Raw genomic sequence first — 26,672 nt, 5'->3', positions numbered from 1 at the left:
AGGTGATTACTATGGAAGAAGTTTTACACATAAAAAACGTTTCAAAAGTGTATGAAGGAAAAGTCCCTCATACTGCTTTAAAAAATATAAATTTACACGTGGATAAAGGTGAATTTGTTGCTATCATGGGGCCATCTGGTAGCGGTAAATCTACATTTTTAAACGTTATCTCTACAATTGATTCCCCTACTTCTGGTGATGTCGTGATTAACGGAAAAAAACCGCACACATTTCGTAGGGAAAAGTTAGCTATTTTCCGCCGCCAAGAGTTAGGGTTTGTTTTCCAAAACTTTAACCTACTAGATACACTAACAATCGGTGAAAATATCGTACTACCTTTAACATTAGATAATGTTCCATTAAAAGAAATGGATGAAAAGCTTGATAACATTTCAAAAAAGCTTGGAATTGATCATATTTTAGACAAGCGTATCTTTGAAGTGTCAGGAGGACAAGCACAGCGTACCGCAGTAGCACGTGCTGTTATTCATCATCCTTCCCTTCTACTTGCCGATGAACCGACAGGAAACTTAGATTCAAAAGCAGCAATTGATGTAATGGAGCTATTTACGAAATTAAACAAAGAAGAAGATGCAACGATTTTAATGGTTACGCACGATCCGTTTGCAGCAAGTTATTGTAACCGCGTCATTTTCATTAAAGATGGCGAGCTTTACAACGAACTACACCGCGGATTATATCGCGAGAAGTTTTATCAAGAAATATTAGATGTTTTAGCATTATTAGGAGGAAGACGTGGATGACATTTTGGCAATTCGCATTTAAAAATGTCTCGCGCAATTCGAAAGCATATTTCGCTTATTTTGTAAGTAGTGCGTTTTCTATCATGGTTTTCTTTTCATTTACTGTATACGCGTATCATCCGCGCTTACAAATTATGAATAAATTGCAGGAACAAGATCCGCTCATGAACTTAGCTGGTATGGCACAGTTTGTTATCGTTTTGTTCTCGTTCTTCTTTCTCTTATATTCTATCGGGACATTTTTAAATGTCCGGAAACAACAATTTGGCGTTTTAACTGTTCTCGGTATTTCACACAAACAATTAAAACGCCTTTTGTTTACTGAGAATATGATTATTGGAATACTAGCTATCTTTGCTGGTATTCAAGGCGGTCTTGTTTTTTCTAACTTTTTCTTACTCGTTACTTCTAAATTAACAAATGCAAAAGGTCTCTATTTATATTGGCCAACAGAAGCAATCATCGTTACAACAGTAACGTTTATCATTTTATTTTTCATCGTTTCTACGTTTACACCGATGTTCATTCGTACTCGTAAAACAACACAACTCATTAAGGGGACAAAAAAAGGAGACAAAGAAAAGAAACCATCTATACTTATTTCGATATTTGCTTTAATTTGCTTAACATTATGTTATTATATCGCCGGTTATCCACAAGGCTACGTAACAGAAAAAAATGTACAGAATGGCTCTGTAGTCTTTATTATATTATCTATTTTGCCTCTCGTAGTAGTCGGGACATATCTATTCTTTTCGCAAACATTTCTTCTCTTTATCTTCATTTTAAAAAGACGAAGAAAGTTTTATATGAAGCAAATAAATATGTTATGGATTTCAGATTTAACTAGCCGTACTCGTAGTAATATTAATGTTCTCTTTATCGTCTCTATGTTATCAGCACTTGCATTTACAATTATCATCGGATTATTTGCCGCTAATAACAATACAAAAGCTTCGATATTAGAACGATATCCTTTCCCCTTCACATACGTAACCAAAGGTGAAGATGCATTAGAGCAAAAACACATTGCTACAATTGAAAAGGAGCTTACAAATGCTAATTTTCAATACAATAAATACAAATCTACAGTATTAAAAGATACAGCTTTAAAAGAAGACGTTGTTCTTATGAAAATGAGTGACTATAACATACTCGCCAAACAATTAAAGAGACCAGCAATAACTCTTGATTCTACACAAGTTTATATTATTTCTCGTTACTCGCCAGAACTCTTAAATCTTGTATCAAATCCATTTGCAAAACAAAATACAATTACACTCGGATCAAATAAAAAGGAGTTCTCTATTAAAGGATTTATTAATAAAGGGATAGAGCCGTCTTTCTTATTACCCCATTTAATTGTTATTCAAGATACTGTAATTGATAATTTGATTCCTCATATTGAAACAATAACGCTATATAATTATTTTGTGGAGAACTGGGAAAATTCAATTACTCCGACAAAAAATATTTCGCATACTATAAGTGAAGATGTGCGTGATTTTTATGAAAAACATAAAGAAGAAGATGCTCAAGTCCCATTTTCCCTTTCTACAGCCGCGGATGATCTACACTACAGTAAAGGCAATTCAATTGCTACTTTCTTTATTTGGGCATTTCTTGGCTTTATTTTCTTTATCGGGGCAGCTAGTGTTTTATACTTCCGTATGTATAATGACTTAACGACCGAAAAACAAAAGTACATTACAATTACAAAACTCGGCTTAACAGAATCGGAAATGTTTCGTTCAGCAACGATTCAATTAGGAATTTTATTTTTCATTCCTTATATCGTTGCTGGTATTCATACAATATTTGCGATTAAGTTTCTACAAAGCATGTTTGCTTTTCCTTTATTAAAAGAATTAATCATTATACTTACGTTGTTCGGGATTATCGAGATTATTTTCTTCTTCTTAATCCGTTCTCTGTACATTAATAAATTATCACAGCATATCAAGATATGAAGAAAATGGCCTTGTGCATATTGCACAAGGCCATTTTCAATAGTTTTTAATTAGCAGCAATATCCACCATAGCCGCCTGCGTAACCGCCGTAACCACCGTATCCACAAGAACCGCCTCCGCCGAAGCAGCTAGCACCGATGATAATTAATAAAATAAACAATACGATTAGAAGCGCAAAACCGCCTCCGCACCCATGTCTGCGGTTACAATCATCATGTCTGTGTTCACACTTTTCGCTCATTACCCTATTCCTCCTTTAGTATCATTCATAACAAGTTCCTCTTGTTCTAAATGAGGGGATTCCATTTATATTATGTTTTCAGGGCAAATCGGAAGCTTGGCTTACATAAAAACGGGCTTGTTTTAGAAATTGGGCTTCATCAAAAAAAGATACCAATTAAGGTATCTTCTAAATAAACATATTCAATAAAAGTGCAAAACCAAATGCAATAAATGATAATAACGTCTCCAGCACGGTCCACGTTTTAAACGTTTCCTTCACCGTCAAACCTAAATACTCTTTTACGAGCCAGAACCCTGCATCATTTACGTGAGAAAACATTAATGATCCTGCGCCGGTTGCAATAACAAGCAACTCCAAATTCACACCAGACATGTGCTGAATAACTGGTGAAACAATTCCTGCTGCTGTCGTTAACGCTACTGTCGCTGAACCTGTTGCAATTCGAATTAATCCAGCTACCATGAAAGCTAATACAATTGGTGATAACGATATATGTTCTGCCATTTGCGCAATCGCCGTTCCAACGCCGCTTTCAATTAAGATTTGTTTAAATCCACCTCCTGCACCGATAATTAAAATAATGGAACCGACCGGTAATAAACTGTCATCCGTTAATTTTTTAATCATCTTTTTATTAATTCCTTGTCTTATTCCAAGTAAATAAAATGCTGCGAAACATGAAATAAGTAAAGCAATTACTGGACTCCCTATAAATACAAAAAATTCAGTTATCTTTTTCGGTAATGAAATATACGGTGCAACTACTGATAAAATCATCAATACAACTGGTAATAAAATAATAAAGAATGAAACTTTACGACTCGGTAAATCTGTTGATACAGTCGTAACTCGAACAAGCTCTGGTTCATTTTCAGGTATAACCCTCTTATGTACCCACTTTGCAAATACTGGTCCTGCAATAATAGCTGTTGGTAACGCGATAATTAATGAATATAAAAGTACTTTTCCTAAGTTCGCGTTATAAATACCGATTGCTGTCATCGCCCCTGGATGTGGTGGCACGAGCCCGTGAACAATAGATAATCCCGCAATAACAGGTAATGCGATTAATAATATATTTTGCTTCGTCGTTTTTCGAATGGAAATAACGAGTGGTAATAAAATGACAATACCCACTTCAAAAAACACAGGAATCCCTATAACAAATCCTGCAAATAACATAGCCCAAGGTAGTTTCTTCACACCGAAAAATCGAATAAAGAAATCTGCCACTTGCATGCCGGCCCCTGAATCGGACATCATTTTACCTAAAATTGTTCCGAGGGCTAAAATACCAACTAAATGCCCTAGTACACTACCAACACCAATTTCATAGGCAGTCACTATCTTCGTTAAATTCAGTCCAGACATGATGGCTAAAAATAAACTCGCAACTGTTAAACTAATAAATGCATGCCATTTCCACCATGATACCCCTAAAATAACAATGGCGATTGCAAGTAACGTGACGATTAATAAGTATATATCCATCTCTCATTCCGATACGATAAACTTAACTAAATCTATACAATTCAATCAAATTTACACAAGTTAGTGCTTCAGCGTGTTCTCGCAACCCCGAAGGGACGAGGGGTATAACACTCCACACGAGGCAGTATCGTTACCTCCTATTATCAAGCATTTATTTTACCCATCTTGATAAATTTATCGACGCATTTACATCCCTATCGTGATGGCTATTGCATGAAGCACAACACCACTCACGTATTTTTAAACTCCACTGTCCTTCCGGTTGAACTGAATGGTCGTATTTTACTCCGCAACATGAACAAATCTTGCTTGAGGCGAACCATTTATCAGCTTTTACATACGCAATGCCATACTTCTCGCACTTGTATGACAAACATTGAAAGAAGAAGTGTAATTTTTGAAAGGAAAATGCTTTCGATAGTTTTTTGTTTTTTAACAGGTTTGAGATAGATAAGTCTTCCACAACAATCCTCATTGGTTTGGTTTTCACCAATTTAGCTGTTGCTTGATGGATATGGTTATTTCGGATATTCGTAATTTTCCTAGATAACCGCAGGTGCTCAGTTTTCGCTTTTTCATATCCGGCAGATTGAATTTTTACACCTTTTTTAAATCTCCTAGACATATCTCTTTGCGCTGACTTTTTCCTTTTCAAAAGTTTTTTAATCTTGGCATCTTTGTTTATATTTCGTTCTTTCGTACCATTAGAAGCTACAAACAGCTCTTTTAAACCAACATCCACACCAATCGACTCATTCGTTAGTTCCTTTGATTCAAAGTCTTCTTGGAATCCTACACTAATCCACCAGTGACGACCATCAAAGGTAACTCTTGGATTTGATGTTTTTTTGTTTCTTGGTAGTTGTTGGCTTGTTTTCACTTCTCCAATGGACTGAATATGAACTACTTTCTTTCCTATAATCAGTCTTTCATAATTGGCATAAAATCCTTGGATTAAATCTTTTTTGGATTTATAAGAAGTGTGATAACCATTTTTGTACTTTTTGAACGAATGTTTCCTCGCCGTATCAAAATCTTTTGAAGCCTGTTTAGGAACTTGTGCATTAATGTCTTTTAACCACTCATATCTCTTTCGCTTCTTGATCTTTGTAAATCGTTTCTGTAAAGCTAACTGTGAAACAGATTTCCCAAATAGCTTATAGTATCTATCACTCATTCTTTTACAATAGTTATAAGCGAATCTTGCAGCGCCAGCATGGTTTCTAAGCACTTTTTCTTGTTCAGGCGTTGGAATTAGTCTAACTTTCTTCGCCAATATCATCAGAATGTAACTCCTTTAATGAAAGATTTGTTCTTCTGAATCGTAGCGTGTTCCACCAGCATTCTCCTGAGACTATTCGGATGCAAACCTGTTAATTCTGACACTTGACTAACTCGTAAAAATTTCATTATTATTCTTACCTCATTGAATCTAACATAGCACATACGTTCGATGGATTCAATGAGACTTGATAGATTTAATTAAATGTATCTCGTTCAACTAAGGGCGCAATTCCTTAGCCAGTTCTCTTATGAACTTCTCATATTTTCACATGAGCGCAGACTATATGTTTATCTCCTTAGAGATAGAGGATTTTTCCACCACCATAGGCTTGTGGTGTACTCTCGTCAGTTATACGAGATAGTCGTTGAACGTTCATCTTATCACTTTTGACTTAGATGATTCGAGGCGGAAGACCCATTGTTCTAGTGTTTAGGATTTAACCTTGCACGATCTGATTGATTTTTTCTGCTTTCGCGACATTCACGCTCACCATTTCTAGCCACGTTGTAGTTCAATCAGCTTTAGGGATTGCCCGCAGTTAACCCTCACTACTAACCAATCACTTGACTAGCAGGGCTTACTGATATATTTAATTAACTTTCGTTATAATTGGTTAAATAAATCGTAACAGTTAGTTACCCCTTACTTTATAAAAAAAGAGGGAAAATCCCCTCTTTTTATACGTCATAATTCACTACATAATGCTGCATTTCTGTATTGTAGTAGCCTTCGCTATATTCAATTACTTCGCCAACTTCATCGTAAGAATAGCGCATACGTTTTAATAGCGCTGTCCCCTCTTTTTCGCCTAACGCTTCTGCAACGAAACTAGGCGCAAGTCCAACAGCGAACTCATCTCTGAAGTTTTCTAAATGTATACCTCGGTCTTCAACTAAATCGTAAAGCGATTGTAGATCAAAGTCCGATAAATCTGTACTTGCCATTTTAGCTGAGAAATAGTGCGTATAATGAATGTACGGTGCATCATTTAACGTATATAAACGTTCAATACGAAAACTCTCTTTACCGAATAATCGAAATGGCACTGTTCCTTCTTCATTCTGAACGATTTCTGCTTTTAGCAATTTCTTCTGTACTTTATATCCTTCTTCCACTAACACTTCTGTAAATTTCTTACCCTTTGACAGTTTTGTCGCAGAAGTATTACGGATGACTTTCGTTCCTTTACCGCTTTTCTTTTCCAAATACCCTTCTTGAGCGAGTTCTTTAATCGCATTTCGTACTGTAATTTTGCTCACTTTGAACTCTTCTTCTAATTGCGGTTCGGAAGGAATATTCGTATGAATCGCATATACACCATGCAATATTCGATCACGAATAATGTTTTTTATTTGTAAATATAATGGTCCTTTTTTCCTCGTTACGTTCACCGTTACACCCACTACCTTTCTACATCACCTACTGATGCCGTCATTGCCCGAAGTATATCCTTCTCTGATGACATTGGCGTATCACCGACGATTGTATGTGCAAGCATTCCAGCTGCTGACGCAAATGAAACAGCTTTCTCTGGTGCAAACTCTTTTATCTCGCCATGAATAATCCCGCTCGTATAAGCATCTCCAGCACCTATTCTATCATATACAGAAAACGTAAGTGTTTTTGCAAAAGTGAACGCACCATCTTTACATATAAACCCGCGAAGCGAGTGTGTATTATCACTATTAATAGAGCGATGTGTACCGGCAATTGTAGCAATATGATATGTTTCAGCTACTTTTGGAATAAGATCAACAAGTTGAGCCTCTCGTTCCGTCTCTTCTGTTTTCATTCCTAGAACAAACATCGCATCTTTTTCGTTCATCATAACGATATCAGCAAGAGCAAGCATTTCTTCATAATGCGGTTTCGCCTGTTCATATCCGTCTTCTCCCCAAAGTGACGGACGATAATTGCAATCAAAAACAACAGTGCCTCCGTTTTCTTTAACTGCTTTCGCTAAAGATTTCATATGTTGGCGCACAGTATCATTCATCGCAAGTGTAATCCCGCAAAAATGAACGATATCAATTTCCTTTGCGATTTCTTCAAATTGATACATCTCTTCAGGTGCCGTATTGAAGCTACTTTCTAATCGATTCGAATATGTAACGCGGCTTGCACGTGCGCCAAATCCATTTTCCAAAAAGTACATACCGACATATTTGCCACCTCTTGAAATAAACGAAGGACGAATACCTAATTTCTGAATGTGTGATACCGCAGCATCTCCAACCGAATTTTCCGGTAAAGTTGAAATAAGAAATCCTTCATGCCCGAGATGAGAAAGCGCGGCTACAACGTTCACACCTGTACCAGAAAATGAGTAATATAATGTGTTAGCTTGCGACAACAACTCATATCCTGGTACTTGCAGGCGCATCATTACTTCGCCAAATGCTGCAATTTTCTTACGCATATTGATCAACTAGCTTCTTCACTACTGCTAATAATTCACGAACATCTTCTGTTTTCGTATTACCAGTTTCTTTATCAATAATAGAAGAGTACACGTGCGGGATAACTTGCTCTACGTTCGCTTCAAGCGCGATACGTACAATTGTTTCAAAGTTTTCTTTATCAATTCCGCCCGTTGGCTCTAATGCAAATCCTTCTTCCGCACACGCTTTCGCAACTGCGCGATATTCTTCTTCATGAGCTAACCCTTTCATTGGGAAGTACTTCAATGAATTTCCGCCCATATCACGTACAAGTGCGATTGCTGTTTTAATTGGAACAATTGCTTTTTCTTCTCCGGCCGCACTAATGGGACCAGTAGAAATATTTACGTACCCTACTTTTCCTGTTGGCGATACTAAACTATTAATCCAGCTATTTTTTCCATCAAGATTTGCACGCGTTGCTCCAACTGAAGGGAACACTTGGTTAATATGACTACCAGGATAATACTTCGCAATTTCAGCTACAACTGCCGCTTGACGATTATCTCCTGCTCCTAGCCCAATTGATACAGCGTCATCAATTTCTTTTCCGTATGCTTTCATCGCTGTAACTGCTTCTTCTACTGTTGGGTAATCTTTTGATAAAACACCGACTACTACGTAACCTTCTGCTGCTTCGAAAATATCTTTCGCGTTTTGGATATTGTTCGCTAATACATTTAATGCTACGCGGCCTTTATAAAAACGTTTTTGAATGTTTGTCATTTTAGTTTCCCCCTACAATTTCTCTCATTTTTTCTTCAATCACATGTATGTCATCACCTTGAAGTGGACGTGGATCAATATCAAAGAATCCTTGTCTTACTCCGTAATCACGTGTATAAATTGCGATTTCCCCTTCGCGTAATGCTGTTACAACGTCTTTTGCTGATTTATTTAACTCTTTCTCATTAATATGAATACGAGCTCTAAAGATCGCTCTTCCCGCTTCATCTTGAACGATCGTTACATGTACGCCGTTTAATTCTTTTAGCGGCATAAGTACTTGTAACAACTCTTTTTCTTGCTGGCTCTTATCTTCTTTTACTCCGTACTCATCAAGAGCTTGAAGTAAACCAAATGTTGTTTCTTTCCCAACCTTCATACTTCTGCCGATGCAATGTAACTGCACTTTCAGCCATTCAATATATTTTCGTTTACCGCCAACAATACCCGAAGTAGGCCCTTCAATCGCCTTTGAACCGCTATAAATGGCAAGGTCTGCATACTTCACATATTTTTGAATATCTTCTTCAGCTGCCGCATCGACGATAAGTGGGATGTTATTTCGCTGCGCAACTTCCCAAGCTTCTTCAACAGAAATCATATTTTTTTGCACGGCATGATGAGACTTCACATAAAGAATCGCTGCTGTATTTTCACCAATTGCATCTTCAATATGCTCTGCTTTCCCTTCATTTGCGTAACCCACTTCGACTAGTTTCCCGCCACCTAAATAAATCATCGTTTCAACAGGAGCACCATACTGAACGTTATGACCTTTTAACATAATCACTTCGTTTTTCGCGATGCTTTCTTGATGAAGTCTTTCACTTTTACGGCGATTTCCTTCTGTAACGATACCAGCAATAGAAAGCGCAATTCCGCTTGATGCTGAGTTCACAACGACCGCTGCTTCTGAATCTAGAATTCTCGCAATATGGTCTCCTGCTTTATCTACTAAATCTGCAATTTCCACATAATTTTGCCCACCATGTTTCATCGCATCCATAACTGTATCTGTCGGAGCGGATACACCTAAAATACTCATTCTACCGCTCGCGTTAATCACTCTTTTTAATCCGTACTTAGCATTCAATGAATGACCCATTGATTACAACCCCTTTCGTATCAATTCTTCTTTCAGCAATGCGCTGATCCCCTTCTGAATCGATTAACGTAACCTTCTCATCTTTCACCGTAAATAAAGTTAAGTTTGCAATATCGCCTTCTTGAATACGGCCAAGCTCTGGTTTTTTCAGCCACTCTGCCGCATTTTTCGTAACCGCATCAATCACTTCTTCTAGCGGATAACCTAAGTAAAGGAATTTCGAAAGAACGTGAGCCATACTATACACTGGACCGTGTATACGATTCTTCCGGTAAATATCTGTACTAATTGTATGAAAGGCAATATCGTGACGCTTTGCTGCCTCTGCTACTTTAAAAGAAAAACTAGCATTGCCGTGACCAACATCTAAATGAACACCGCGATTCACTGCATCTAGTAACACAGGTAGCGGTTTGCCTTCTTCATCAAATAAATTATTTTCTTTCCCGTTTAAATAATGTGTAATGACATCATCTTTTTCTAAAAGAGGTACAACTTCCTCAATGCGAGGAGGCGCTGAACCGATATGTACCATAATCGGTAATGATGTTTCACGGGATAAAGAGCGTGCAACATGAAGTGGTTCAATTCCACTATCACAAACGACACTCTTACTCATTCTCGCCTTTAACCCAACGATTACATCTTTATACTTTTCTACTGCTTCTATTACTTTCTCTTTATCTATCCATTCCATATTGGATAATTCATCAATTCGTTTCAAACCGATGCGAGAAATATTTAAAAAGGCAAATAAATTCGTTTTCGCCTGCTCTCTACTTTTTACTAAATCTGCAATGCGATCAGCTCCGCAGCTACCTGCATCAACAATTGTCGTTACCCCTTGCTTAACGCCAATTTCATCCACCTCATCGCCATACGGATCAAACTCTGGAAAAGCATGAACGTGTAAATCAATCCAGCCACTCGATACGTACGTACCTGAGTAATCAAGAACCTTTCCAGCCTCACCAGCACCAGCTTTCGTCACCTGTGCGATTTTATTATTTTCAATTACAATGTCAATCTCTTCCCCGTTCACACGTTTCACATTACGTAGTACGAATCGTTCTGTCATTGTACTTCCACCCTTTTCTATAAGAAGCCATAAGAATACGCTTACATTAAAGTTTCATTTTATATATCTTTTTCACACGTTTAGCGTAACACAAAAAAAGGAAGAAGTAAATATAACGTTATAATGTTTAAAAGTGAAATAAAAGATACTCCTCAAAATGCTGATAATATAAGAAATTATATCAACGATTTTTCGAATATATCTATCATAACTTACAATATATCAACGATTTTGCAATTATATCTATCATAACTCAAAATATATCAACGATTCGACAAGGAATATCGATTTACCGACAAAAAACGCCAATCCCTTTCTTATATACGAAAAGGCTGCTCCAAAACGGAACAACCCCTATTCCTGCACCGTCACAATAACCCCATCCATATTATTCCCCGAAATTTCATACTGCTTATTCACCGGAACATTCACTTTCCTATTCCCAGAAACTTTATAATAAGAAACCGTATATTTCTTACCTTCCACATCGGTTGTAATTTCTTTTTTCTCTTTTAAGAAATCTAAATATTCTTCTAGTGTGAAATTCTTTTTTTGCATAATCGCACTATGGGGTAAGCCGACATAACGGATATGCCATGGCTCATATTGAATGCCTGTAATATTGCTTTTATTTTTCGGATAACGTAATACAAAGCCGTGCTTCCATACGTTTTCTTCAATCCATTTTCCTTCAGGCGCTTTCTCCATTTTCTTTTGCGTAGAACCAACGTCGAGTGATAACCCTAAATTATGCTCACTGTATCCTGCTGGGAGTGCATAATCAGATCCCATGTCTTTATATAATTTACTTTGCTCTTGAAAATCTCGATACCCGCTATTCATTAAGAAATGTTGTACGCCATCTTTTCCAGCCGCATCGACAACGTTCAAAAACTTTTTTACAATATCCTTTGATAAACGCAGATTTCTATCAAATATTACGTAACCTCTTACTAATTCACTGTTGTGATTTACATTTATAATGTCAGACCTAATACTATCTTTTTTTACTGGGTAATCTTTATTAACTAATAATAGATCCCCTTTATAAATTTGTTCTTTTGTAATCTCTATCTTTTCCATATTTGCAGTCTTTCCTGCACTATTTTCCCCGCCAATTTTCACATCAATTTCCTTTTGAAATAACGGTGATATATAAACGCCCACACAGATTGTGCATGCTATAAAAAGAGAAATAAATACCCACTTTTTCATTTCTAGTTCCTCCTTAACGTAACTTACGTATAGAATAGAAAAAACTATTAAAATAAAAAGTGGGATAAAGTTTAAATTTTTATTAAATTGTTACATTCTCGTCTTTTGGCAATCGTACTTCAAATATTGTTCTAACTACATTACTTTCAGCCGAAATCTTCCCATCATGCTGTTCAACAATATTTTTCGCAATAAATAGCCCAAGGCCTGTACCACCTTGCTGCTCTGATCTTGCCTTATCACCTGTATAAAACATATCAAATAGATACGGTAAATCTTCTTCTGGAATGCTATCTCCGTAATTCATAACTTGTACGACAACTTCTTCATTATCGATATACCCATTCATATCAACAAATTGCCCATCATATCCGTATCGAACGGCATTTGTTAACAAGTTTTCAAATACTCTGGCTAACAATTTTCCATCACCGTTAATCGGTAAATGCGGATCAACATTCAACCTTGCTTCTAAATGATGTTTCTCTAATAACGGATATAATTCCTCATCTAACTGTATAAGCAGCTCACTTATATCAATTGGCTTTTTATTTAGTTGTAACATGCCATAGTTCATACGTGTAATTTCAAATAATTCATCAATTAAGCTTTCAAGCCTTTGCGATTTCGTAAAAGCAATCGTGGAAAAGTGTTTAATTTGTTCCTTCGTCAAATTCTCATCTTTAAGAATTAGGTCTAAATAACCTAAAACAGATGTTAACGGCGTTCTTAAATCGTGAGCTAAGTTAACAATAAGCTGGTCCTTACTACTTTCCGCGAAGTCTCCTCGTTCCACTGCTTCCTTTAATTTCTCACTTGCTACATTCATTTCGCTTGCGATATATCCAAACTCATCATTTGATGAAACGCGCACTTTATTTGTAAAATCTCCGTTCGCCAAATGATGAATTCCGTTTGAAATCTCATCAAAATATTTTAAATACGGCCTAGTAAGGAAGAAGAAAAACATAATGGACAGAGGGATGAAAATAATTAAAAAGAAATTAACATCCCCAATTTGTCTTACCATGGAACGAAATTGAGCTAACGGATCCTCATAACGAACGACTAATTTATAATAAATCCGTAATCCTTCATAAATGAAATACGTTATGCCAGCAGCTAATATCATACTTAACGCAAATAGCATAACCATCTTCGAGCGAAAACTTCTCATCTTTTTAGCCATTGAAAGTATACCCTACTCCCCACACTGTTTTTATTAACTTATCCTTTCTTTTATCTTCCCCAAGCTTTTTCCGCAACGTACGAATATGTACCATAACTGTATTTCCGCCTTCAAAATAATCATCCGCCCACACTTGCTGAAAAATATTTTCCACATTGTACACTTTCTTCGGATGGCTCGCTAATAAATATAAAATATCAAACTCTTTTGGCGTTAATTCAATTTTCTCATCGTACACATCTACCGTTCGGCGCTCAGGATCAATCACAACTCCGCCTATGGCTAAAGCAGATTTGCTCTCCGCTACTTTCGGTTGATTTAACGTAAGAAACCTACGTAATTGTGCATTTACACGTGCAACTAATTCAATCGGTGTAAAAGGTTTCGTCATATAATCATCTGCACCCAATACTAAACCTGTCACCTTATCAAAATCAGACGTTTTCGCACTTAAGAAAATGATTGGCATATGGTGCTTCGCACGAATTTGACGCGTCACTTCATAGCCATCCATTTTGGGCATCATAATATCTAAAACAACTAGGTCGATTGGCTGCGTTTCAATAATATGAATTGCCTCTTCCCCGTCCGCTGCTTTCACGACGTGGTAACCTTCTTTTTCTAAATGTATCTCAATTAAATCAGCAATTTCTGCCTCATCATCCGCTATTAAAATTGAAATGCGCTTCATTTTACTCCCCCTTTTTTTCATTCCATTTTTATACGCTCGATTGTAAACTAGTCTTGCCAATTTGTACAATACAAAAAGGCTACTCGTTAGAGCAACCTTAGTAAATAGAATTATATCAGCTATTTTCCAAATATATCGACTTACCGAAAAAATCCTCCCGTTATTTGCGGGCAGCCCAATGAAACTTCCATTTATCGCGCAAAAACAATACGCTGCTTCGTAATTTCTGCTAGTCTCCCGCGATCTACCTCATACTCAGCATCAACACTTTGCGGTACAATCACTTTCCCGCCCTCAAGCGTCACTTCTGGTGAAATAATATCCTTCTCCCAATGTCGACTAGAAGCAGATATATCGCCTGGAATCGTAAAATTCGGCAATGAAGCAAGCGCAACATTTTGTGCTCGTGAAATCCCCATCTCCACCATACCCCCGCACCAAACAGGGATATTATGTTCCATGCAGTAATTATGAATTTGAATAGATTCTGTTAATCCGCCCACTCGCCCCGGCTTAATATTGACGATTTGGCAACTGCCAAGTGTAATCGCAACGCGTGCATCTTCTAAACTATGGATGCTTTCGTCTAAGCAAATTGGCGTTTCCATTTTCTTTTGCAACTGTGCATGATCAAGAAAATCATAATCCGCTAGCGGTTGCTCGATCATCATTAATTGAAATTCATCTAATCGTTTCAACTTCTCTACATCAGCTAATGTATACGCTGAATTTGCATCAGCCATTAACGGGATGCTTGGAAACTCTTTACGAATTTCTTTCAATAATCCGTAATCATGCTCTGGCTTTATTTTCACTTTAAAACGCTCGTATCCTTCTTCCGCGTACTGCTCGATTTGTTTTAGCATAACCGGAATTGTATTAATCCCTATCACAACGCCGACTTCAATTTCAGACCTAGTTCCGCCGAGCAATGTCGCAAATGAGCTCTTTTCACGCTTCGCATATAAATCCCAAACAGCCCCTTCAATTCCGGCCTTTGCCATTCGGTTTCTTTTTATATGCTGAAACAAACTCGGCATTTCATTCGGATGAGAAATTTCAGCCTTTAATAAATCAGGTAATAAAAAATCCTGAAGTACATGCAGTGCCGTCTTCACTGTTTCTTCCGTATACCACGGTTCAGAAAATGCAACGACTTCGCCAAATCCAATGTATCCGTCTATATCTTCTAATTCAATGACGATACTCTCACGCTTTTCATACGTTCCGTAGCTTGCAGCAAACGGGATTACAAGTGGCATTTCCGTTATATGAAGTGTCGCTTTTTTTATCTCCACCTACATCTCCTCCACTAATTGTCTTAACTCTCGTCTTAACAATTTCTTCGAAGCATTTCGTGGTAATTCCTCTAAGAAACACGCTTTCTTCGGCACTTTATATTTCGCTAATTTCTCTTCGCAAAAACGAAGAATTTCTTCTTCTGTTACCGCCCCGCTTTTTACAACAAAAGCAGCTGGTACTTGGCCCCAACTTTCGTCCTTCATACCGACAACACCCGCTTCCACTACCGCTGGATGAGAGAGCAATACTTCTTCAATTTGAGCTGGATATATATTTTCCCCACCAGAAATAATTAAATCACTGCGGCGATCTAATACGTATAAAAATCCTTCCTCATCTAAATAACCGAGGTCACCAGTATGAAGCCAACCATTTCTGATCGCCTCACGCGTCGCATCTTCACGGTTAAAGTAGCCACCTGTTACGTTCGGTCCTTTTACTACGATTTCGCCTTCCGTATGCGGCGGAACTACGACGCCATCTTTTTCAATACGAAGTTGGCACTGAAATAATGGTTTTCCAGCTGATCCTACTTTCGTTAACATGTAATCTGCAGATAACGTACAAACTTGGGATGATGTTTCTGTCATACCGTACGTTTGATACACAGGAATTCCTTTATCTACACACGTTTCTAATAACGGTTTCGGCGCTGGCCCTCCGCCAAGTAACATGCATCGTAAAGAAGAGGGATATGTTCCTTCTCCAAGTCTCTCTAATAAATCAGTTAACATTTTTGATACGACAGAAATAATCGTAACGCCTCTCGTTTGAAGTGCTTTATGAATAAAGTCCGCATCATATTTTGGAACGAGTAAAATGCGCATTCCGTACATAATGTTTTTCATTAAAAGAGAAAGACCGCCAACGTGGAACATCGGCATACAAGCTAACCAGCAATCATCATCACGAAGTCCTAAATTAAGCGAAGAACCAACCGCGCTTGCCCAGTGATTCCCGTATGTTAAAATAACGCCTTTCGGCTTCCCTGTCGTCCCTGACGTATAAATAATTGTCATCGCTTCTTCTAAAGAGAATTCTTCTTGTATAGATGCTTCCGCCTTCGGTCCATTCATCACTTCAGCGAATGAATAGACAGGAACAGCATTAGCATCAAAATCTTGATCCGTCACTAAACAAATAACTTCAGCATCATCCATTTGCCAAAGTAGCTCTTCTCTTGAAAGACGCGTATTTAAAAGTACAGCTACTGCCCCTACGTAAGATAGGGCATGAATAACTGTAATCATCTCCATACCATTTTTCATCAGAACAGCCACCTTTTGCCCACGCTTCACTCCAACATGTGAAAGGTGCTCACAAACAGATACTACTTTTCCATGCAGCTCCATAAAAGTAACTTTCTCTTCCTCTATTTCAATTGCAGTGCGATCTGGTGTTAAAAATGCACGTTGCATTAACCAATTTGGCATCGTCTCCATCATCCATTCTCCTTTCATGAAAGAAAGAGACTTGATATGACATCAAGTCTCTTAGTTGTTTTGTTTCCAGTTGATCTCATCTAGCTACGCCTCCTAGCCCCTTCCGTCTAAGAACCTTCCGCACGAGAAAGTAAAAAACACTTTCTGTGCGAAAGAACCTTAGCCAACGGGGCTAAGCAGTCGGCTTCGCTTTTGGTTTGATCACGGGAAACGAGGGAATTGACCGAAGTCCGGACTGCGTTTTTCTTTGAACGCGTCGCGACCTTCTTTTGCTTCGTCAGTTGTGTAATACAATAACGTTGCATCTCCAGCTAGTTGTTGAATACCAGCTAGACCGTCTGTGTCTGCGTTGAATGCAGCTTTTAGGAAACGAAGTGCCATTGGGCTGTTTGCTAAGATTTCTTGTGCCCATTGTACTGTTTCTGCTTCAAGCTCTTCTAATGGTACTACTGTGTTTACTAAGCCCATATCAAGCGCTTCTTGTGCATTATATTGACGGCATAGGTACCAAATTTCGCGAGCTTTCTTATGACCTACCATACGAGCTAGGTAACCAGCTCCGTATCCACCGTCAAAGCTTCCTACTTTAGGACCTGTTTGTCCGAATACAGCGTTGTCTGCAGCGATTGTTAAGTCACATACGATATGAAGTACGTGTCCTCCACCAATTGCATAACCTGCTACCATTGCGATAACTGGTTTAGGAATTGCGCGAATTAGACGTTGTAAGTCTAACACGTTTAGACGTGGGATTTGGTCCTCACCTACATATCCACCATGACCGCGAACTTTTTGGTCGCCGCCAGAACAGAATGCACGTCCACCTTCACCTGTTAAAATGATAACGCCAACATTTGCATCATCACGAGCGTGTGCAAATGCATTGATTAACTCCATTACCGTTTTTGGACGGAATGCGTTATGTACTTCAGGGCGGTTAATCGAAATCTTTGCGATACCATTGTATGTTGAATAAATAATATCTTCGTAATTGCCTTCTGTTACCCATTCAATAGCCATTACTATTACCTCCTTATATATTTCTGATCTCCTCTATAAGTGTAACTTCCTTCTTAGATGAAAAAAGCATCACTGCATAGTTTTTAGAAATCCCTTTACTATTGTATCAAACTTTTCCGGTTGTTCCACATGAATTGCATGGCCAGCACCATCAATTTTGACAAATTTCGCGTCAGAGACGCATTTTTCAATGTTTTTTAATATACGAAAGAACTTTTCATCATGCTCTCCATTCATTAGAAGAACAGGCATTTTTAAGTTTTGCAGCTCGTTCCACCATGAAGGCTGAGCCCCTGTTCCCATGCCGCGCAAGCTATTTGCAAGCCCTTTTGGATTGTTAGCAAGTCGCTCTTTTCGCACCGCTTCTTGTAGGTTTGGTGCTAAATTTTTTTGCGTTTCAAACAGCGGAATATTTTCCCACATAGATACAAAACTTTTGATGCCTTCTCGCTCAATTTTATGAGCAAGTCGCTCATCTTTTTCACGACGTTCTTCCCGCTCATCTTCACTTTTGAGCCCAGCTGTACAATTTTCTAATAAAAGAGAATGCACATATTCTGGATATAGGCATGCCATCGTAATCGCCAATCTACCGCCCATTGAATAGCCGAGTATGTGCGCTTTTTCAATATGAAGGTAATCTAGCAGTTCTTTCATTTGCAATGCCACATTTCGAATATCATAATGCGTCACATCTTCAGGACTTTCCGTTTTTCCGTGCCCAACAATGTCTACTAAAATGACTTGAAACTGCTCGCTCCAAGAAAGAACGAAGGAACGCCACGTTTCCATACTCCCCGTAAAACCATGAAGAAGTAGAAGTGGTTCCCCGCTTCCGACTACTTCATATTCATACGATACACCTTGCAGCGTTACGTTCATTTTGATTCACCTTGCAAAGACGTAGTAATTACGTCCTGCGTTTTTGCCCATAATTTACGGTGCAATGTTAAGTTTTCATCACGGTTCGTACAAATTTCTACAACATGTAAACCTTCCGCCCTTGTTCCTTTTTGTACCTCTTCTCGGAATTGCTCCCAACCATTTACACGGCTAAATGAACCACCGTACATTTTGACAACATGCTCATAATCAAGACCAATCGGTGTTCCAAATAACGATTCGAAATGTTCCTTTTTCTCATACTGTGGTAAGAATGAGAAAATACCGCCACCGTCATTATTTACAACGACAATTGTTATATTTAATTCATGTAATTTTGCGGCTAATAATCCGTTTAAATCGTGATAAAATGATAAATCACCGATCACTAATACGAGCGGTTCACAAATAATGCTCGCTCCTAAAGCTGTCGAAATGATTCCGTCAATCCCATTTACACCACGGTTTGCCATCACTTGAATATTTTTATCCGATGTGAAGAAGAATGAATCTGTATCACGAATTGGCATACTATTACTTGCAAATAACGTTGCCCCTTCTGGTAATACGCGGACAATATCCGTAATAACTTTCCCTTCAAATGCCGTTTCATATGTTTCCATCTCACGAAGCGTTTCCTTCGTTTTTTCGTTTATATGTTTCCACATTCCGAACCAATCATTCTTTTTCATAACTGGCATTTTTTCTATTAGTGCACTGCAAAATGCAATATCACTTGCTTGGACAACTTCTGTCGCAACAAGAGCTGGGTCTCTCCATTGCCCAGATTCATCAACAACGATATGAACGGCTTTCGTTTGTTTTTTGATGAACTGCGTTAATGCTTTCGAAACAGGCATACCGCCAAAGCGAATCATAACTTCTGGCTTCCACGTTTCCTTTAACAGCTCATTTCGTAAAAATGTATCGTAACAGTCGATTACCATCGTTTTATCGTGGTGTCCACTACGAATATTAGAAAGTGGGTCCGCTAATATTGGATATCCCGTTTTTTCAGCTAATTCTGCCGCAAACGCTGCGATTTCCGAATGGCTATCATCTCCACAAATAATAAGCCCCTTTTCCATATGTGAAAGGCGCCCTACAAGAGAATCTACATATTCACTCGGCATCATCACGTTCCCTTGCTGAACTACTCCTGTATATTCCCCGCGTCCTTTATCCCATAAACTTTCTAATGAGAAGTCCGGGATAAGCGGTTCGCGAACTGGAAAATTAAGATGCACAGGTCCTTGCGGTGCTAAACAAGCACCTGCTATCATGCGCTGCGTCGTCATGCGAGCGTAATGATACATCGCTTCACTCGCTTCTGGGAGTGCCATCTCTGTAAATTGCTTCACAAACGTACCGTATAAATTGAATTGATTCATCGCTTGTGGTGCACCGACATCTCTTAATTCATGCGGTCTATCTGCCGTTAAGACGATAAGCGGCACTCGTGAATGAAAAGCTTCACATACAGCTGGATAATAATTCGCTGCTGCCGTTCCTGACGTACATAATAATGCAACAGGACGTTTTTTCGCTTTTGCGATACCGAGTGCAAAAAATCCTGCTGATCTTTCATCTACATGTAAATATGTGTTCATTCCTTCATGTTGTTCCATTAGTAGAGCTATCGGCGTTGACCGTGAGCCTGGACTAATGACAACATCACATACATTTAGACGCGTCAGTTCATCCACGAACGCGCCTAAATAATATGATAATGCTTCTATATGATTGTTCATTTCATTAATTCCTCCAAAGCACCAAGCATCGGTCTAAACTTCAAACTTGTTTCTTCATATTCAAGTTGCGGTACTGAATCAATTACAATCCCGCAACCGGCAAATAAGGATGCTTTCTCGCCATTTAATAACCCGCAGCGAAGTGCAACCGCGAATTCACCATTTCCTTCATCATCTATCCAGCCAATCGGTGCACCATATAATCCTCTGTCTAACAATTCAACATCACGAATCAGTTTCATCGCTTCCAAACGAGGTGTCCCGCCAAGAGCTGGTGTTGGATGTAATTCTTTTACCATTGTTAAAAGACTCGCATCGCCTTTTGCCTCTACAGGCGTATATAAATGAATTAAATTTTTCGTTGTTAATAAGCCCGGACTTTCCGGAATATTAACGGATTCGCAGTGCTCATTTAATACGGACCTGATCATGTTCACAACATAACCGTGTTCAGCTAAATTCTTTTCATCATGAAGAAGCGCATTACTATTTTGTTTACTTTCTTCTATAGATTGACCATGACCAGTTGAACCAGCAAGACACATCGAAGTAAACTTCTCATCTTCTTTGCGAATTAATCTCTCTGGCGTCGCTCCTAAGAAGCATGCTCCTTTATAATCAAAAGAAAATACGTAACAATCCGGTTGTCCAATGCGAAGCGCTTCTAAAACAAGAGCAGAATCAATAGGATGATTCATCTCTACTTTTAGCTCCCTCGCTAATACAACCTTCTGTACGTTCCCCTGCTTCATCTCATCTTGCACTTTCTCAATGGCCTTCATCCAGCCTTTCGGATCCACTTCTACTTTAGAAGTAACTGTTAATTTCGATCCTTCTAGTGCACATTTACTCTCCTCAAAAATTTTCTCTTCTAAAGAAACAATTTCGTTATAAAGAGTTTCTGCACAATCTGTTGCTGAAACGAATGTATTCATTGTTAACCATGCTTTTTCATTTTTTACAGTTAATAAAAATGCCGGTAGTGAAAATGTCGTATCATCAAATTCTTTCCATAAGTCCGTTTTCTCTTTTTCTTGGTCAAATGAAAAGCCACCAAATAAAAGAGGACCTGTTCCAAATTCGTATCTTTCTCTTTGTACAAATGCCTTCTCTTTTACTTTATCCCACTCGTCACGAGCAGTTTGAAAGCGTTTGTGAGAAGAAGTTGCTATAGTGAAAACAGAGCCAATTCCAGCAAATATTACATGCTGAGCTGGGTCTGCAAAATAACATCTATTTTCGAATGCAATCCTTTTTCCTGCTGCATAAAACAGAAGCGGATCCATCCAGTCTATTTGTTTTACAAAGCTCACTAATATTTTTTCATCAGTTGCACGCTTAATGGCCGCACTCAAAACTTCTTGCAAGCCTATTTGTTTCGTTTGAATCACAATTGTCTCCCCCCTATGGGCGAAAAATAGTCATAATTACGCTTGATTTTAAGATACACCTCAAACGAAAGGCCTGTCAACGTTTAGCATTTCTGAGAAATTCACCTTCTCTTCCTAGAAAATAAACGTTGACACTAAATGATGCTTTTTCTACACTTAGTTGTGTACAATATGTGACCAAAGGAGGAATCAACATGGAAATGAACGTCGAAACGAATTCCTCTCCTACGGCGCCAAAGCCAAGTAAACAAACAGGCTGGCGCATTTGGTGGAGTTTACTACGTCCCCATACATTAACAGCAGCTTTCGTTCCTGTTTTCATCGGAACAGCCTATGCGATGCAGGTCGGAGGTATAAATCAAATACATCTCCCTCTTTTCCTTATAATGCTTCTTGCTTGTCTTCTCATTCAAGCAGCAACAAACATGTTTAATGAATACTTTGATTATAAAAGAGGACTCGATCACGAAGGTTCAGTTGGTATCGGCGGCGCTATCGTTCGCGATGGCATTCAGCCAAAAACAGTGCTTAACTTAGCATTTGGATTTTTCGGCATCGCAATACTATTAGGTGTTTATATTTGTATGAATTCTAGCTGGTGGCTTGCTGCAATCGGTCTTGTTTGTATGGCCGTTGCTTACCTTTATACAGGCGGCCCACTTCCAATTGCATATACACCATTCGGAGAGTTAACAGCCGGATTATTTATGGGTGTCATTATTATCGGGATTTCATTCTTTATTCAAACTGGAACTGTAACATCAGAAGTCATTTTACTATCTATTCCAAGCTCCATTTTAATTGGTGCCATTTTACTAGCCAATAATATTCGTGACTTAGATGGCGATAAAGAAAACGGTCGTAAAACGTTAGCAATTCTCGTTGGACGTGAAAGAGCAGTTGGTGTACTTGCTTCTATGTTTATCGTTTCCTACATTTGGACAATCGCTTTAATTATCGTTAACATCGCATCACCATGGATGCTTATCGTATTTTTGAGCGCACCGAAAGCATTTAAAGCGACGAAAGGCTTTATCGGCAAAAGTATTCCAATGGAAATGGTACCTGCGATGATTGCAACAGCAAAAACAAATACAATCTTCGGTCTCCTCATGGGAATCGGATTATTACTTGGATATTTCCTATAGAAAGGAGCTGCTTATGCAGCTCTTTTTTCATATACCAATTTCAACTCATAATTCCTACTCTCGACGCTCATACTATGTAAAGAAACTGAATTGTAGGAAGGTGGACGACTATGTTAACTCCACAACAAATAAATCAATTTAAATCCGTTTTAGAAAAACAAAAACAAGAACTAGAGCAAACGATACAAACACATGAAAATGAAGATCGTGCATCTGAACGTGATTCCGTTGGAGAATTATCTAGCTACGATAACCATCCAGCTGATATGGCAACAGAGCTATATGAACGTGAAAAAGACTTCGGACTTATTGAACTTTGGCATAAACAGCTAGAGGATACGAAACACGCCCTACAAAAAATAGAAGCGGGTACGTACGGCATTTGCGAAGTGTCTGGTGAAGAAATTCCATTTGAAAGATTGGAAGCAATGCCGACTGCTACAACATGCATACAGCACACGACAAGTAAATTAAATATGAATACACGCCCAGTCGAAGAAGAAGTGTTGTCTCCTTCTTTCCACAAACACGATGAAGACCATTCTGTTGAGTACGATGCAGAAGATGCTTGGCAAGATGTCGCAAATTACGGAACATCTGAAACACCGTCTGATTTAGAAAGACAAGATTCCAAAAACTATAATGGCATGTACGTAAATAGCGAGGAAAATGTAGGCTACGTAGAGGACTTCGAAAACTTTATCGGTACAGATATGTATGGAAAAAATCCGCAAGTTTTCGCTACGGAAGAGCATGAAGAATATGAACAAATGCTTGATGACTTTGAAGAGCGTACCTTTAAGGGCGAATTATCTTCAAATGAATCTAGTTCCAAAGAATAAAAAAAAGCATTCCGAAAATCGGAATGCTTTTTATCGCTAGCTAATTAGTTTTTTGTAACGTTAGCTGCTTGTGGTCCGCGGTTTCCTTCAACGATTTCGAAAGAAACTTCTTGACCTTCTTCTAAAGTTTTGAAGCCGTCGCCTTGGATAGCTGAGAAATGTACGAATACGTCTTCTCCGCCTTCAACTTCGATGAAGCCAAAACCTTTTTCGCCGTTAAACCATTTAACTTTACCTGTTTGCATGTCATGTACCTCCTAAATAAAAATGAAACTATGAATCCACATGAAAAGGTGGATATAAAGGACATGAATGTATAACAAGCTTACAGCCTTTAATACAACGTGCTTTATTTCCGTACCACATTATGTAGCTCAATAGTGCTTTCACTATATCATGCTATATTGAAAACGTCAAATGAGAACACTTTCATCTCATCATTTTTTTATAATTTTAATATAATGTTGAATTTCCATATTCATATTTTATCTCGCTATTTGCAGACAGTAAAAGCCCAATTGGTGAGGGCAGATAATCAGTGCGGGATGGCCCCCACTGATTAAAGTTCCACTTAATTTGAAAATTAACAAAACTAAAGTATTCTAATCCTATTAAATTCTGTACAATATAAGTATCTATTACATACGAGGTGATAAGAATGAAGGCACATGAAATCGAATATAAGTTATACGGCGACGATATGCAGTTCGTTGAAATTGAATTAGATCCAGAAGAAAGCGTGATTGCAGAAGCGGGCGCAATGATGATGATGGAAGATTACATCGAAATGGAAACAATCTTCGGTGATGGTTCTGGCCCATCTGGAGGTTTATTTGGAAAATTAATGGGCGCTGGTAAACGTCTCGTTACAGGTGAAAGCATGTTTATGACTGTATTTACGAATACAGGTCACGGCAAGCGCCACGTATCATTTGCTGCTCCTTATCCTGGTAAAATTGTTCCTGTAGATTTAACAGAATATCAAGGGAAAGTAGTTTGCCAAAAAGATGCGTTTCTTTGTGCAGCAAAAGGTGTTTCTATCGGAATCGAGTTTACAAAAAAAATCGGAACTGGTTTCTTTGGTGGTGAAGGTTTCATCATGCAGAAACTCGAAGGTGATGGACTTGCTTTCATGCATGCAGGCGGAACTGTATATAAGCGTGAATTAAAACCTGGCGAAAAGCTTCGCATCGATACAGGTTGTCTCGTTGCAATGACAAAAGACGTTAACTACGATGTCGAGTTCGTTGGAAAAGTAAAAACAGCTCTATTTGGCGGAGAAGGTTTATTCTTCGCAACGTTAGAAGGACCTGGAACAGTTTGGATCCAATCCTTAACACTTAGCCGCTTAGCAGCACGCCTGACAAGCCCAGCAGCTCAGGGTACTGGTGAAGGCAGCGTTTTAGGTGGCCTTGGCCGTTTATTAGATGGAAAAGAGTAAACAGTGCCCTTATGGGGCGCTGTTTTATTTTGTTATTATTCGTCGATAAGTCGATATCATTTCATCCACTGCTTTAGTTAAGCGATACAAACTATTTCCCCCATCCAAACGAATGAATCAAGTCCCTCACTGCATATATTAAACTATACCTTTTCTTAAGGAGGGCTTCCTTAATGCGTACTCCTCTATCCTTTGATAAAGATACTGCCATATTGTTAGCTTCTTGTTGTGAGTTAACGTATGAACAATATAAACAAAATGGGATTTTCGAAATACCAGATGGTTTTCAATATGTACAAGGCTTTCAAGGAAAAACCATTCAAACGACAGATTGGTTTGGATTCATACTAGAATCTGAGGATACTATTATCGTAGCTTTTCGCGGGACACAAACAGATACCGAATGGATTATCGATTCACTCGTCAATCAAAAACCATATCCATATGCTTTAAATAGCGGAAATGTCCATAACGGCTTTCTTTCTATTTATGAATCTTGCCGAGATTCTATTATGGATATGCTCGTATCATTACCAGCCCATAAAAAACTTCTTGCAACAGGTCATAGCTTAGGCGGCGCGCTCGCTACACTACATATACTAGATGCGCGTATCAACACCGCCTTCGCACAGTACGGTCTTTATACATTTGCCTCTCCGAAAGTGGGGGATATTGCATTTCGTAATTATTATAAACTGCAAGTAGCTAGTAGCTTTCGCTTCGTTAATTTATTTGATGTCGTTCCTCTTCTCCCTCCGCGTAATGTCCATTTTAATGAACAAGACTGGGAATATGCACACGTTCATCACAATATGACTTTTACAAAAAACACAAAATCCATTACAAATAATCATGCCATGACAACATACAAAACATGTCTGACTTCTCATTTTTAACCAGTAAACAATTGGAAATTAAATTTTCGCATACTATAATGATATATGAATTTACTTTTGGATGAGGGGACCTTACATGCTAAAATTTATCTTTGCACTTTTTCTCATTGTAATTTTTTCGTTTACAGGTTTCTTTACATTTTCATACTTTGCGACAGGAGAATATGGTGGCACAGGTATCATATACACCGCCATCCCATTTCTTTCTTAAGCAAAAAAAGAAAACCGAGCTTAATGAAATTAAGCTCGGTTTTTTAAGCGATTATATTCCTCTTTTAAAAGTGAATACACTTTAGCATCCCTATATGTATTATTCATTTTTACACTTTGTCTCAATGTACCTTCCTATACACCCCA

25 protein-coding genes and 1 pseudogene are annotated in these 26,672 nt (G+C 38.3%); 7 read left to right on the top strand and 19 right to left on the bottom strand.

The genetic code is table 11. The features are described 5' to 3' along the window. The first annotated feature begins 11 nt into the window (after positions 1–11). Together ACXY7N_RS23085 and ACXY7N_RS23080 are read left to right on the top strand one after the other, a co-directional pair. On the top strand, positions 12–764 hold the full coding sequence (locus ACXY7N_RS23085) for an ABC transporter ATP-binding protein (protein WP_000393250.1): 753 nt from the start codon (positions 12–14) through the stop codon (positions 762–764). Continuing rightward, complete coding sequence (locus ACXY7N_RS23080; RefSeq protein WP_016085788.1) at positions 761–2,734, top strand: FtsX-like permease family protein; 1,974 nt, start codon at positions 761–763, stop codon at positions 2,732–2,734. The genes ACXY7N_RS23085 and ACXY7N_RS23080 overlap by 4 nt, the downstream gene beginning before the upstream one ends. 50 nt (positions 2,735–2,784) lie before the next feature. On the opposite strand, the gene ACXY7N_RS23075 is transcribed toward ACXY7N_RS23080, so the two are convergent. From ACXY7N_RS23075 to ACXY7N_RS22995, 17 genes are all read right to left on the bottom strand, one after another. Continuing rightward, the gene (locus ACXY7N_RS23075; RefSeq protein ID WP_001290399.1) at positions 2,785–2,976 is read right to left on the bottom strand and encodes a YjcZ family sporulation protein; all 192 of its coding nucleotides are present in this window, start codon (positions 2,974–2,976) and stop codon (positions 2,785–2,787) included. Between the two features lie 168 nt (positions 2,977–3,144). Continuing rightward, positions 3,145–4,470 carry a gluconate permease GntP gene (gene gntP / locus ACXY7N_RS23070; protein WP_088084462.1) on the bottom strand — a complete coding sequence of 442 codons (1,326 nt, stop codon included), beginning with the start codon at positions 4,468–4,470 and terminating at the stop codon, positions 3,145–3,147. 151 nt (positions 4,471–4,621) lie between these two features. Beyond that, positions 4,622–5,752: an RNA-guided endonuclease InsQ/TnpB family protein gene (locus ACXY7N_RS23065; RefSeq protein WP_488592624.1), complete on the bottom strand. Its 1,131-nt coding sequence runs from the start codon at positions 5,750–5,752 to the stop codon at positions 4,622–4,624. Between the two features lie 680 nt (positions 5,753–6,432). Continuing rightward, on the bottom strand, positions 6,433–7,158 hold the full coding sequence (locus ACXY7N_RS23060) for a GntR family transcriptional regulator (RefSeq protein WP_000539282.1): 726 nt from the start codon (positions 7,156–7,158) through the stop codon (positions 6,433–6,435). Further along, positions 7,158–8,174: a sugar kinase gene (locus ACXY7N_RS23055; RefSeq protein WP_098506413.1), complete on the bottom strand. Its 1,017-nt coding sequence runs from the start codon at positions 8,172–8,174 to the stop codon at positions 7,158–7,160. Before ACXY7N_RS23055 ends, ACXY7N_RS23060 begins: the two co-directional genes overlap by 1 nt. Further along, positions 8,167–8,922, bottom strand: coding sequence for a 2-dehydro-3-deoxy-phosphogluconate aldolase (gene dagF / locus ACXY7N_RS23050; RefSeq protein ID WP_488592623.1), 756 nt, complete (start codon positions 8,920–8,922; stop codon positions 8,167–8,169). Before dagF ends, ACXY7N_RS23055 begins: the two co-directional genes overlap by 8 nt. Before the next feature lies 1 nt (position 8,923). Beyond that, positions 8,924–10,027 (bottom strand): DgaE family pyridoxal phosphate-dependent ammonia lyase, encoded by a 1,104-nt coding sequence (locus ACXY7N_RS23045; protein WP_488592622.1) that lies wholly within the window; start codon positions 10,025–10,027, stop codon positions 8,924–8,926. Then, entirely contained in the window at positions 10,005–11,105 is a 1,101-nt protein-coding gene (locus tag ACXY7N_RS23040) for an amidohydrolase/deacetylase family metallohydrolase (protein ID WP_016085782.1), read from the bottom strand. Before ACXY7N_RS23040 ends, ACXY7N_RS23045 begins: the two co-directional genes overlap by 23 nt. A gap of 354 nt (positions 11,106–11,459) precedes the next feature. Next, positions 11,460–12,320: a D-Ala-D-Ala carboxypeptidase VanY gene (locus ACXY7N_RS23035; protein WP_016085781.1), complete on the bottom strand. Its 861-nt coding sequence runs from the start codon at positions 12,318–12,320 to the stop codon at positions 11,460–11,462. Between the two features lie 82 nt (positions 12,321–12,402). Next, positions 12,403–13,509: a sensor histidine kinase gene (locus tag ACXY7N_RS23030; protein WP_016085780.1), complete on the bottom strand. Its 1,107-nt coding sequence runs from the start codon at positions 13,507–13,509 to the stop codon at positions 12,403–12,405. After that, positions 13,502–14,200 carry a response regulator transcription factor gene (locus ACXY7N_RS23025; RefSeq protein ID WP_016085779.1) on the bottom strand — a complete coding sequence of 233 codons (699 nt, stop codon included), beginning with the start codon at positions 14,198–14,200 and terminating at the stop codon, positions 13,502–13,504. Before ACXY7N_RS23025 ends, ACXY7N_RS23030 begins: the two co-directional genes overlap by 8 nt. 191 nt (positions 14,201–14,391) lie before the next feature. Then, entirely contained in the window at positions 14,392–15,498 is a 1,107-nt protein-coding gene (gene menC, locus ACXY7N_RS23020) for an o-succinylbenzoate synthase (RefSeq protein ID WP_016085778.1), read from the bottom strand. After that, positions 15,499–16,944 carry an o-succinylbenzoate--CoA ligase gene (locus tag ACXY7N_RS23015; protein ID WP_116363784.1) on the bottom strand — a complete coding sequence of 482 codons (1,446 nt, stop codon included), beginning with the start codon at positions 16,942–16,944 and terminating at the stop codon, positions 15,499–15,501. 201 nt (positions 16,945–17,145) lie between these two features. After that, complete coding sequence (gene menB, locus ACXY7N_RS23010) at positions 17,146–17,964, bottom strand: 1,4-dihydroxy-2-naphthoyl-CoA synthase (protein ID WP_016085776.1); 819 nt, start codon at positions 17,962–17,964, stop codon at positions 17,146–17,148. A gap of 69 nt (positions 17,965–18,033) precedes the next feature. Further along, positions 18,034–18,846 carry a 2-succinyl-6-hydroxy-2,4-cyclohexadiene-1-carboxylate synthase gene (gene menH, locus ACXY7N_RS23005; protein WP_454497415.1) on the bottom strand — a complete coding sequence of 271 codons (813 nt, stop codon included), beginning with the start codon at positions 18,844–18,846 and terminating at the stop codon, positions 18,034–18,036. Further along, positions 18,843–20,597: a 2-succinyl-5-enolpyruvyl-6-hydroxy-3-cyclohexene-1-carboxylic-acid synthase gene (gene menD / locus ACXY7N_RS23000; protein WP_488592621.1), complete on the bottom strand. Its 1,755-nt coding sequence runs from the start codon at positions 20,595–20,597 to the stop codon at positions 18,843–18,845. The genes menH and menD overlap by 4 nt, the downstream gene beginning before the upstream one ends. After that, complete coding sequence (locus tag ACXY7N_RS22995) at positions 20,594–21,988, bottom strand: isochorismate synthase (protein WP_098561225.1); 1,395 nt, start codon at positions 21,986–21,988, stop codon at positions 20,594–20,596. Before ACXY7N_RS22995 ends, menD begins: the two co-directional genes overlap by 4 nt. A gap of 194 nt (positions 21,989–22,182) precedes the next feature. Here ACXY7N_RS22995 and ACXY7N_RS22990 point away from each other — a divergent pair, with 194 nt between their 5' ends. Further along, positions 22,183–23,136, top strand: coding sequence for a 1,4-dihydroxy-2-naphthoate polyprenyltransferase (locus ACXY7N_RS22990; RefSeq protein ID WP_016085772.1), 954 nt, complete (start codon positions 22,183–22,185; stop codon positions 23,134–23,136). Between the two features lie 110 nt (positions 23,137–23,246). Next, on the top strand, positions 23,247–23,978 hold the full coding sequence (locus tag ACXY7N_RS22985; RefSeq protein WP_000957370.1) for a yteA family sporulation protein: 732 nt from the start codon (positions 23,247–23,249) through the stop codon (positions 23,976–23,978). 44 nt (positions 23,979–24,022) lie between these two features. Here ACXY7N_RS22985 and cspD read toward each other — a convergent pair whose 3' ends face one another. Continuing rightward, complete coding sequence (gene cspD, locus ACXY7N_RS22980) at positions 24,023–24,223, bottom strand: cold-shock protein CspD (RefSeq protein ID WP_001193052.1); 201 nt, start codon at positions 24,221–24,223, stop codon at positions 24,023–24,025. 413 nt (positions 24,224–24,636) lie between these two features. Here cspD and ACXY7N_RS22975 point away from each other — a divergent pair, with 413 nt between their 5' ends. From ACXY7N_RS22975 to ACXY7N_RS22965, 3 genes are all read left to right on the top strand, one after another. Beyond that, complete coding sequence (locus ACXY7N_RS22975) at positions 24,637–25,419, top strand: TIGR00266 family protein (RefSeq protein WP_016085770.1); 783 nt, start codon at positions 24,637–24,639, stop codon at positions 25,417–25,419. 173 nt (positions 25,420–25,592) lie between these two features. Further along, positions 25,593–26,315, top strand: a complete 723-nt coding sequence (locus tag ACXY7N_RS22970; protein ID WP_016085769.1) for a lipase family protein — start codon at positions 25,593–25,595, stop codon at positions 26,313–26,315. A 76-nt stretch (positions 26,316–26,391) separates the two neighbouring features. Continuing rightward, on the top strand, positions 26,392–26,526 hold the full coding sequence (locus ACXY7N_RS22965) for a hypothetical protein (RefSeq protein WP_080117823.1): 135 nt from the start codon (positions 26,392–26,394) through the stop codon (positions 26,524–26,526). Between the two features lie 29 nt (positions 26,527–26,555). On the opposite strand, the pseudogene ACXY7N_RS22960 reads toward ACXY7N_RS22965, so the two are convergent. Continuing rightward, positions 26,556–26,660: pseudogene (locus ACXY7N_RS22960) on the bottom strand (GNAT family N-acetyltransferase); the annotation flags it as partial. Between the last annotated feature and the right edge of the window lie 12 nt (positions 26,661–26,672).

This window comes from Bacillus sp. 5w2 (genome assembly GCF_054353775.1).
The sequence above is the reverse complement of the archived record's forward strand: the minus strand, read 5'-3'. Positions and strand labels throughout refer to the sequence as shown.

Coding starts and splice junctions, on each gene's coding strand:
- ACXY7N_RS23030 (WP_016085780.1), bottom strand. CDS start 13,509: ATGGCTAAAAAGATGAGAAGTTTTCGCTCGAAGATGGTTATGCTATTT.
- ACXY7N_RS22990 (WP_016085772.1), top strand. CDS start 22,183: ATGGAAATGAACGTCGAAACGAATTCCTCTCCTACGGCGCCAAAGCCA.
- menH (WP_454497415.1), bottom strand. CDS start 18,846: ATGAACGTAACGCTGCAAGGTGTATCGTATGAATATGAAGTAGTCGGA.
- ACXY7N_RS22975 (WP_016085770.1), top strand. CDS start 24,637: ATGAAGGCACATGAAATCGAATATAAGTTATACGGCGACGATATGCAG.
- ACXY7N_RS23045 (WP_488592622.1), bottom strand. CDS start 10,027: ATGGGTCATTCATTGAATGCTAAGTACGGATTAAAAAGAGTGATTAAC.
- ACXY7N_RS23055 (WP_098506413.1), bottom strand. CDS start 8,174: ATGCGTAAGAAAATTGCAGCATTTGGCGAAGTAATGATGCGCCTGCAA.
- cspD (WP_001193052.1), bottom strand. CDS start 24,223: ATGCAAACAGGTAAAGTTAAATGGTTTAACGGCGAAAAAGGTTTTGGC.
- ACXY7N_RS23035 (WP_016085781.1), bottom strand. CDS start 12,320: ATGAAAAAGTGGGTATTTATTTCTCTTTTTATAGCATGCACAATCTGT.
- ACXY7N_RS23075 (WP_001290399.1), bottom strand. CDS start 2,976: ATGAGCGAAAAGTGTGAACACAGACATGATGATTGTAACCGCAGACAT.
- gntP (WP_088084462.1), bottom strand. CDS start 4,470: ATGGATATATACTTATTAATCGTCACGTTACTTGCAATCGCCATTGTT.
- ACXY7N_RS23065 (WP_488592624.1), bottom strand. CDS start 5,752: ATGATATTGGCGAAGAAAGTTAGACTAATTCCAACGCCTGAACAAGAA.
- ACXY7N_RS22965 (WP_080117823.1), top strand. CDS start 26,392: ATGCTAAAATTTATCTTTGCACTTTTTCTCATTGTAATTTTTTCGTTT.
- menD (WP_488592621.1), bottom strand. CDS start 20,597: ATGAACAATCATATAGAAGCATTATCATATTATTTAGGCGCGTTCGTG.
- ACXY7N_RS22985 (WP_000957370.1), top strand. CDS start 23,247: ATGTTAACTCCACAACAAATAAATCAATTTAAATCCGTTTTAGAAAAA.
- ACXY7N_RS23025 (WP_016085779.1), bottom strand. CDS start 14,200: ATGAAGCGCATTTCAATTTTAATAGCGGATGATGAGGCAGAAATTGCT.
- ACXY7N_RS23040 (WP_016085782.1), bottom strand. CDS start 11,105: ATGACAGAACGATTCGTACTACGTAATGTGAAACGTGTGAACGGGGAA.
- menB (WP_016085776.1), bottom strand. CDS start 17,964: ATGGCTATTGAATGGGTAACAGAAGGCAATTACGAAGATATTATTTAT.
- ACXY7N_RS23015 (WP_116363784.1), bottom strand. CDS start 16,944: ATGGAGACGATGCCAAATTGGTTAATGCAACGTGCATTTTTAACACCA.
- ACXY7N_RS23080 (WP_016085788.1), top strand. CDS start 761: ATGACATTTTGGCAATTCGCATTTAAAAATGTCTCGCGCAATTCGAAA.
- dagF (WP_488592623.1), bottom strand. CDS start 8,922: ATGACAAACATTCAAAAACGTTTTTATAAAGGCCGCGTAGCATTAAAT.
- ACXY7N_RS22970 (WP_016085769.1), top strand. CDS start 25,593: ATGCGTACTCCTCTATCCTTTGATAAAGATACTGCCATATTGTTAGCT.
- ACXY7N_RS23085 (WP_000393250.1), top strand. CDS start 12: ATGGAAGAAGTTTTACACATAAAAAACGTTTCAAAAGTGTATGAAGGA.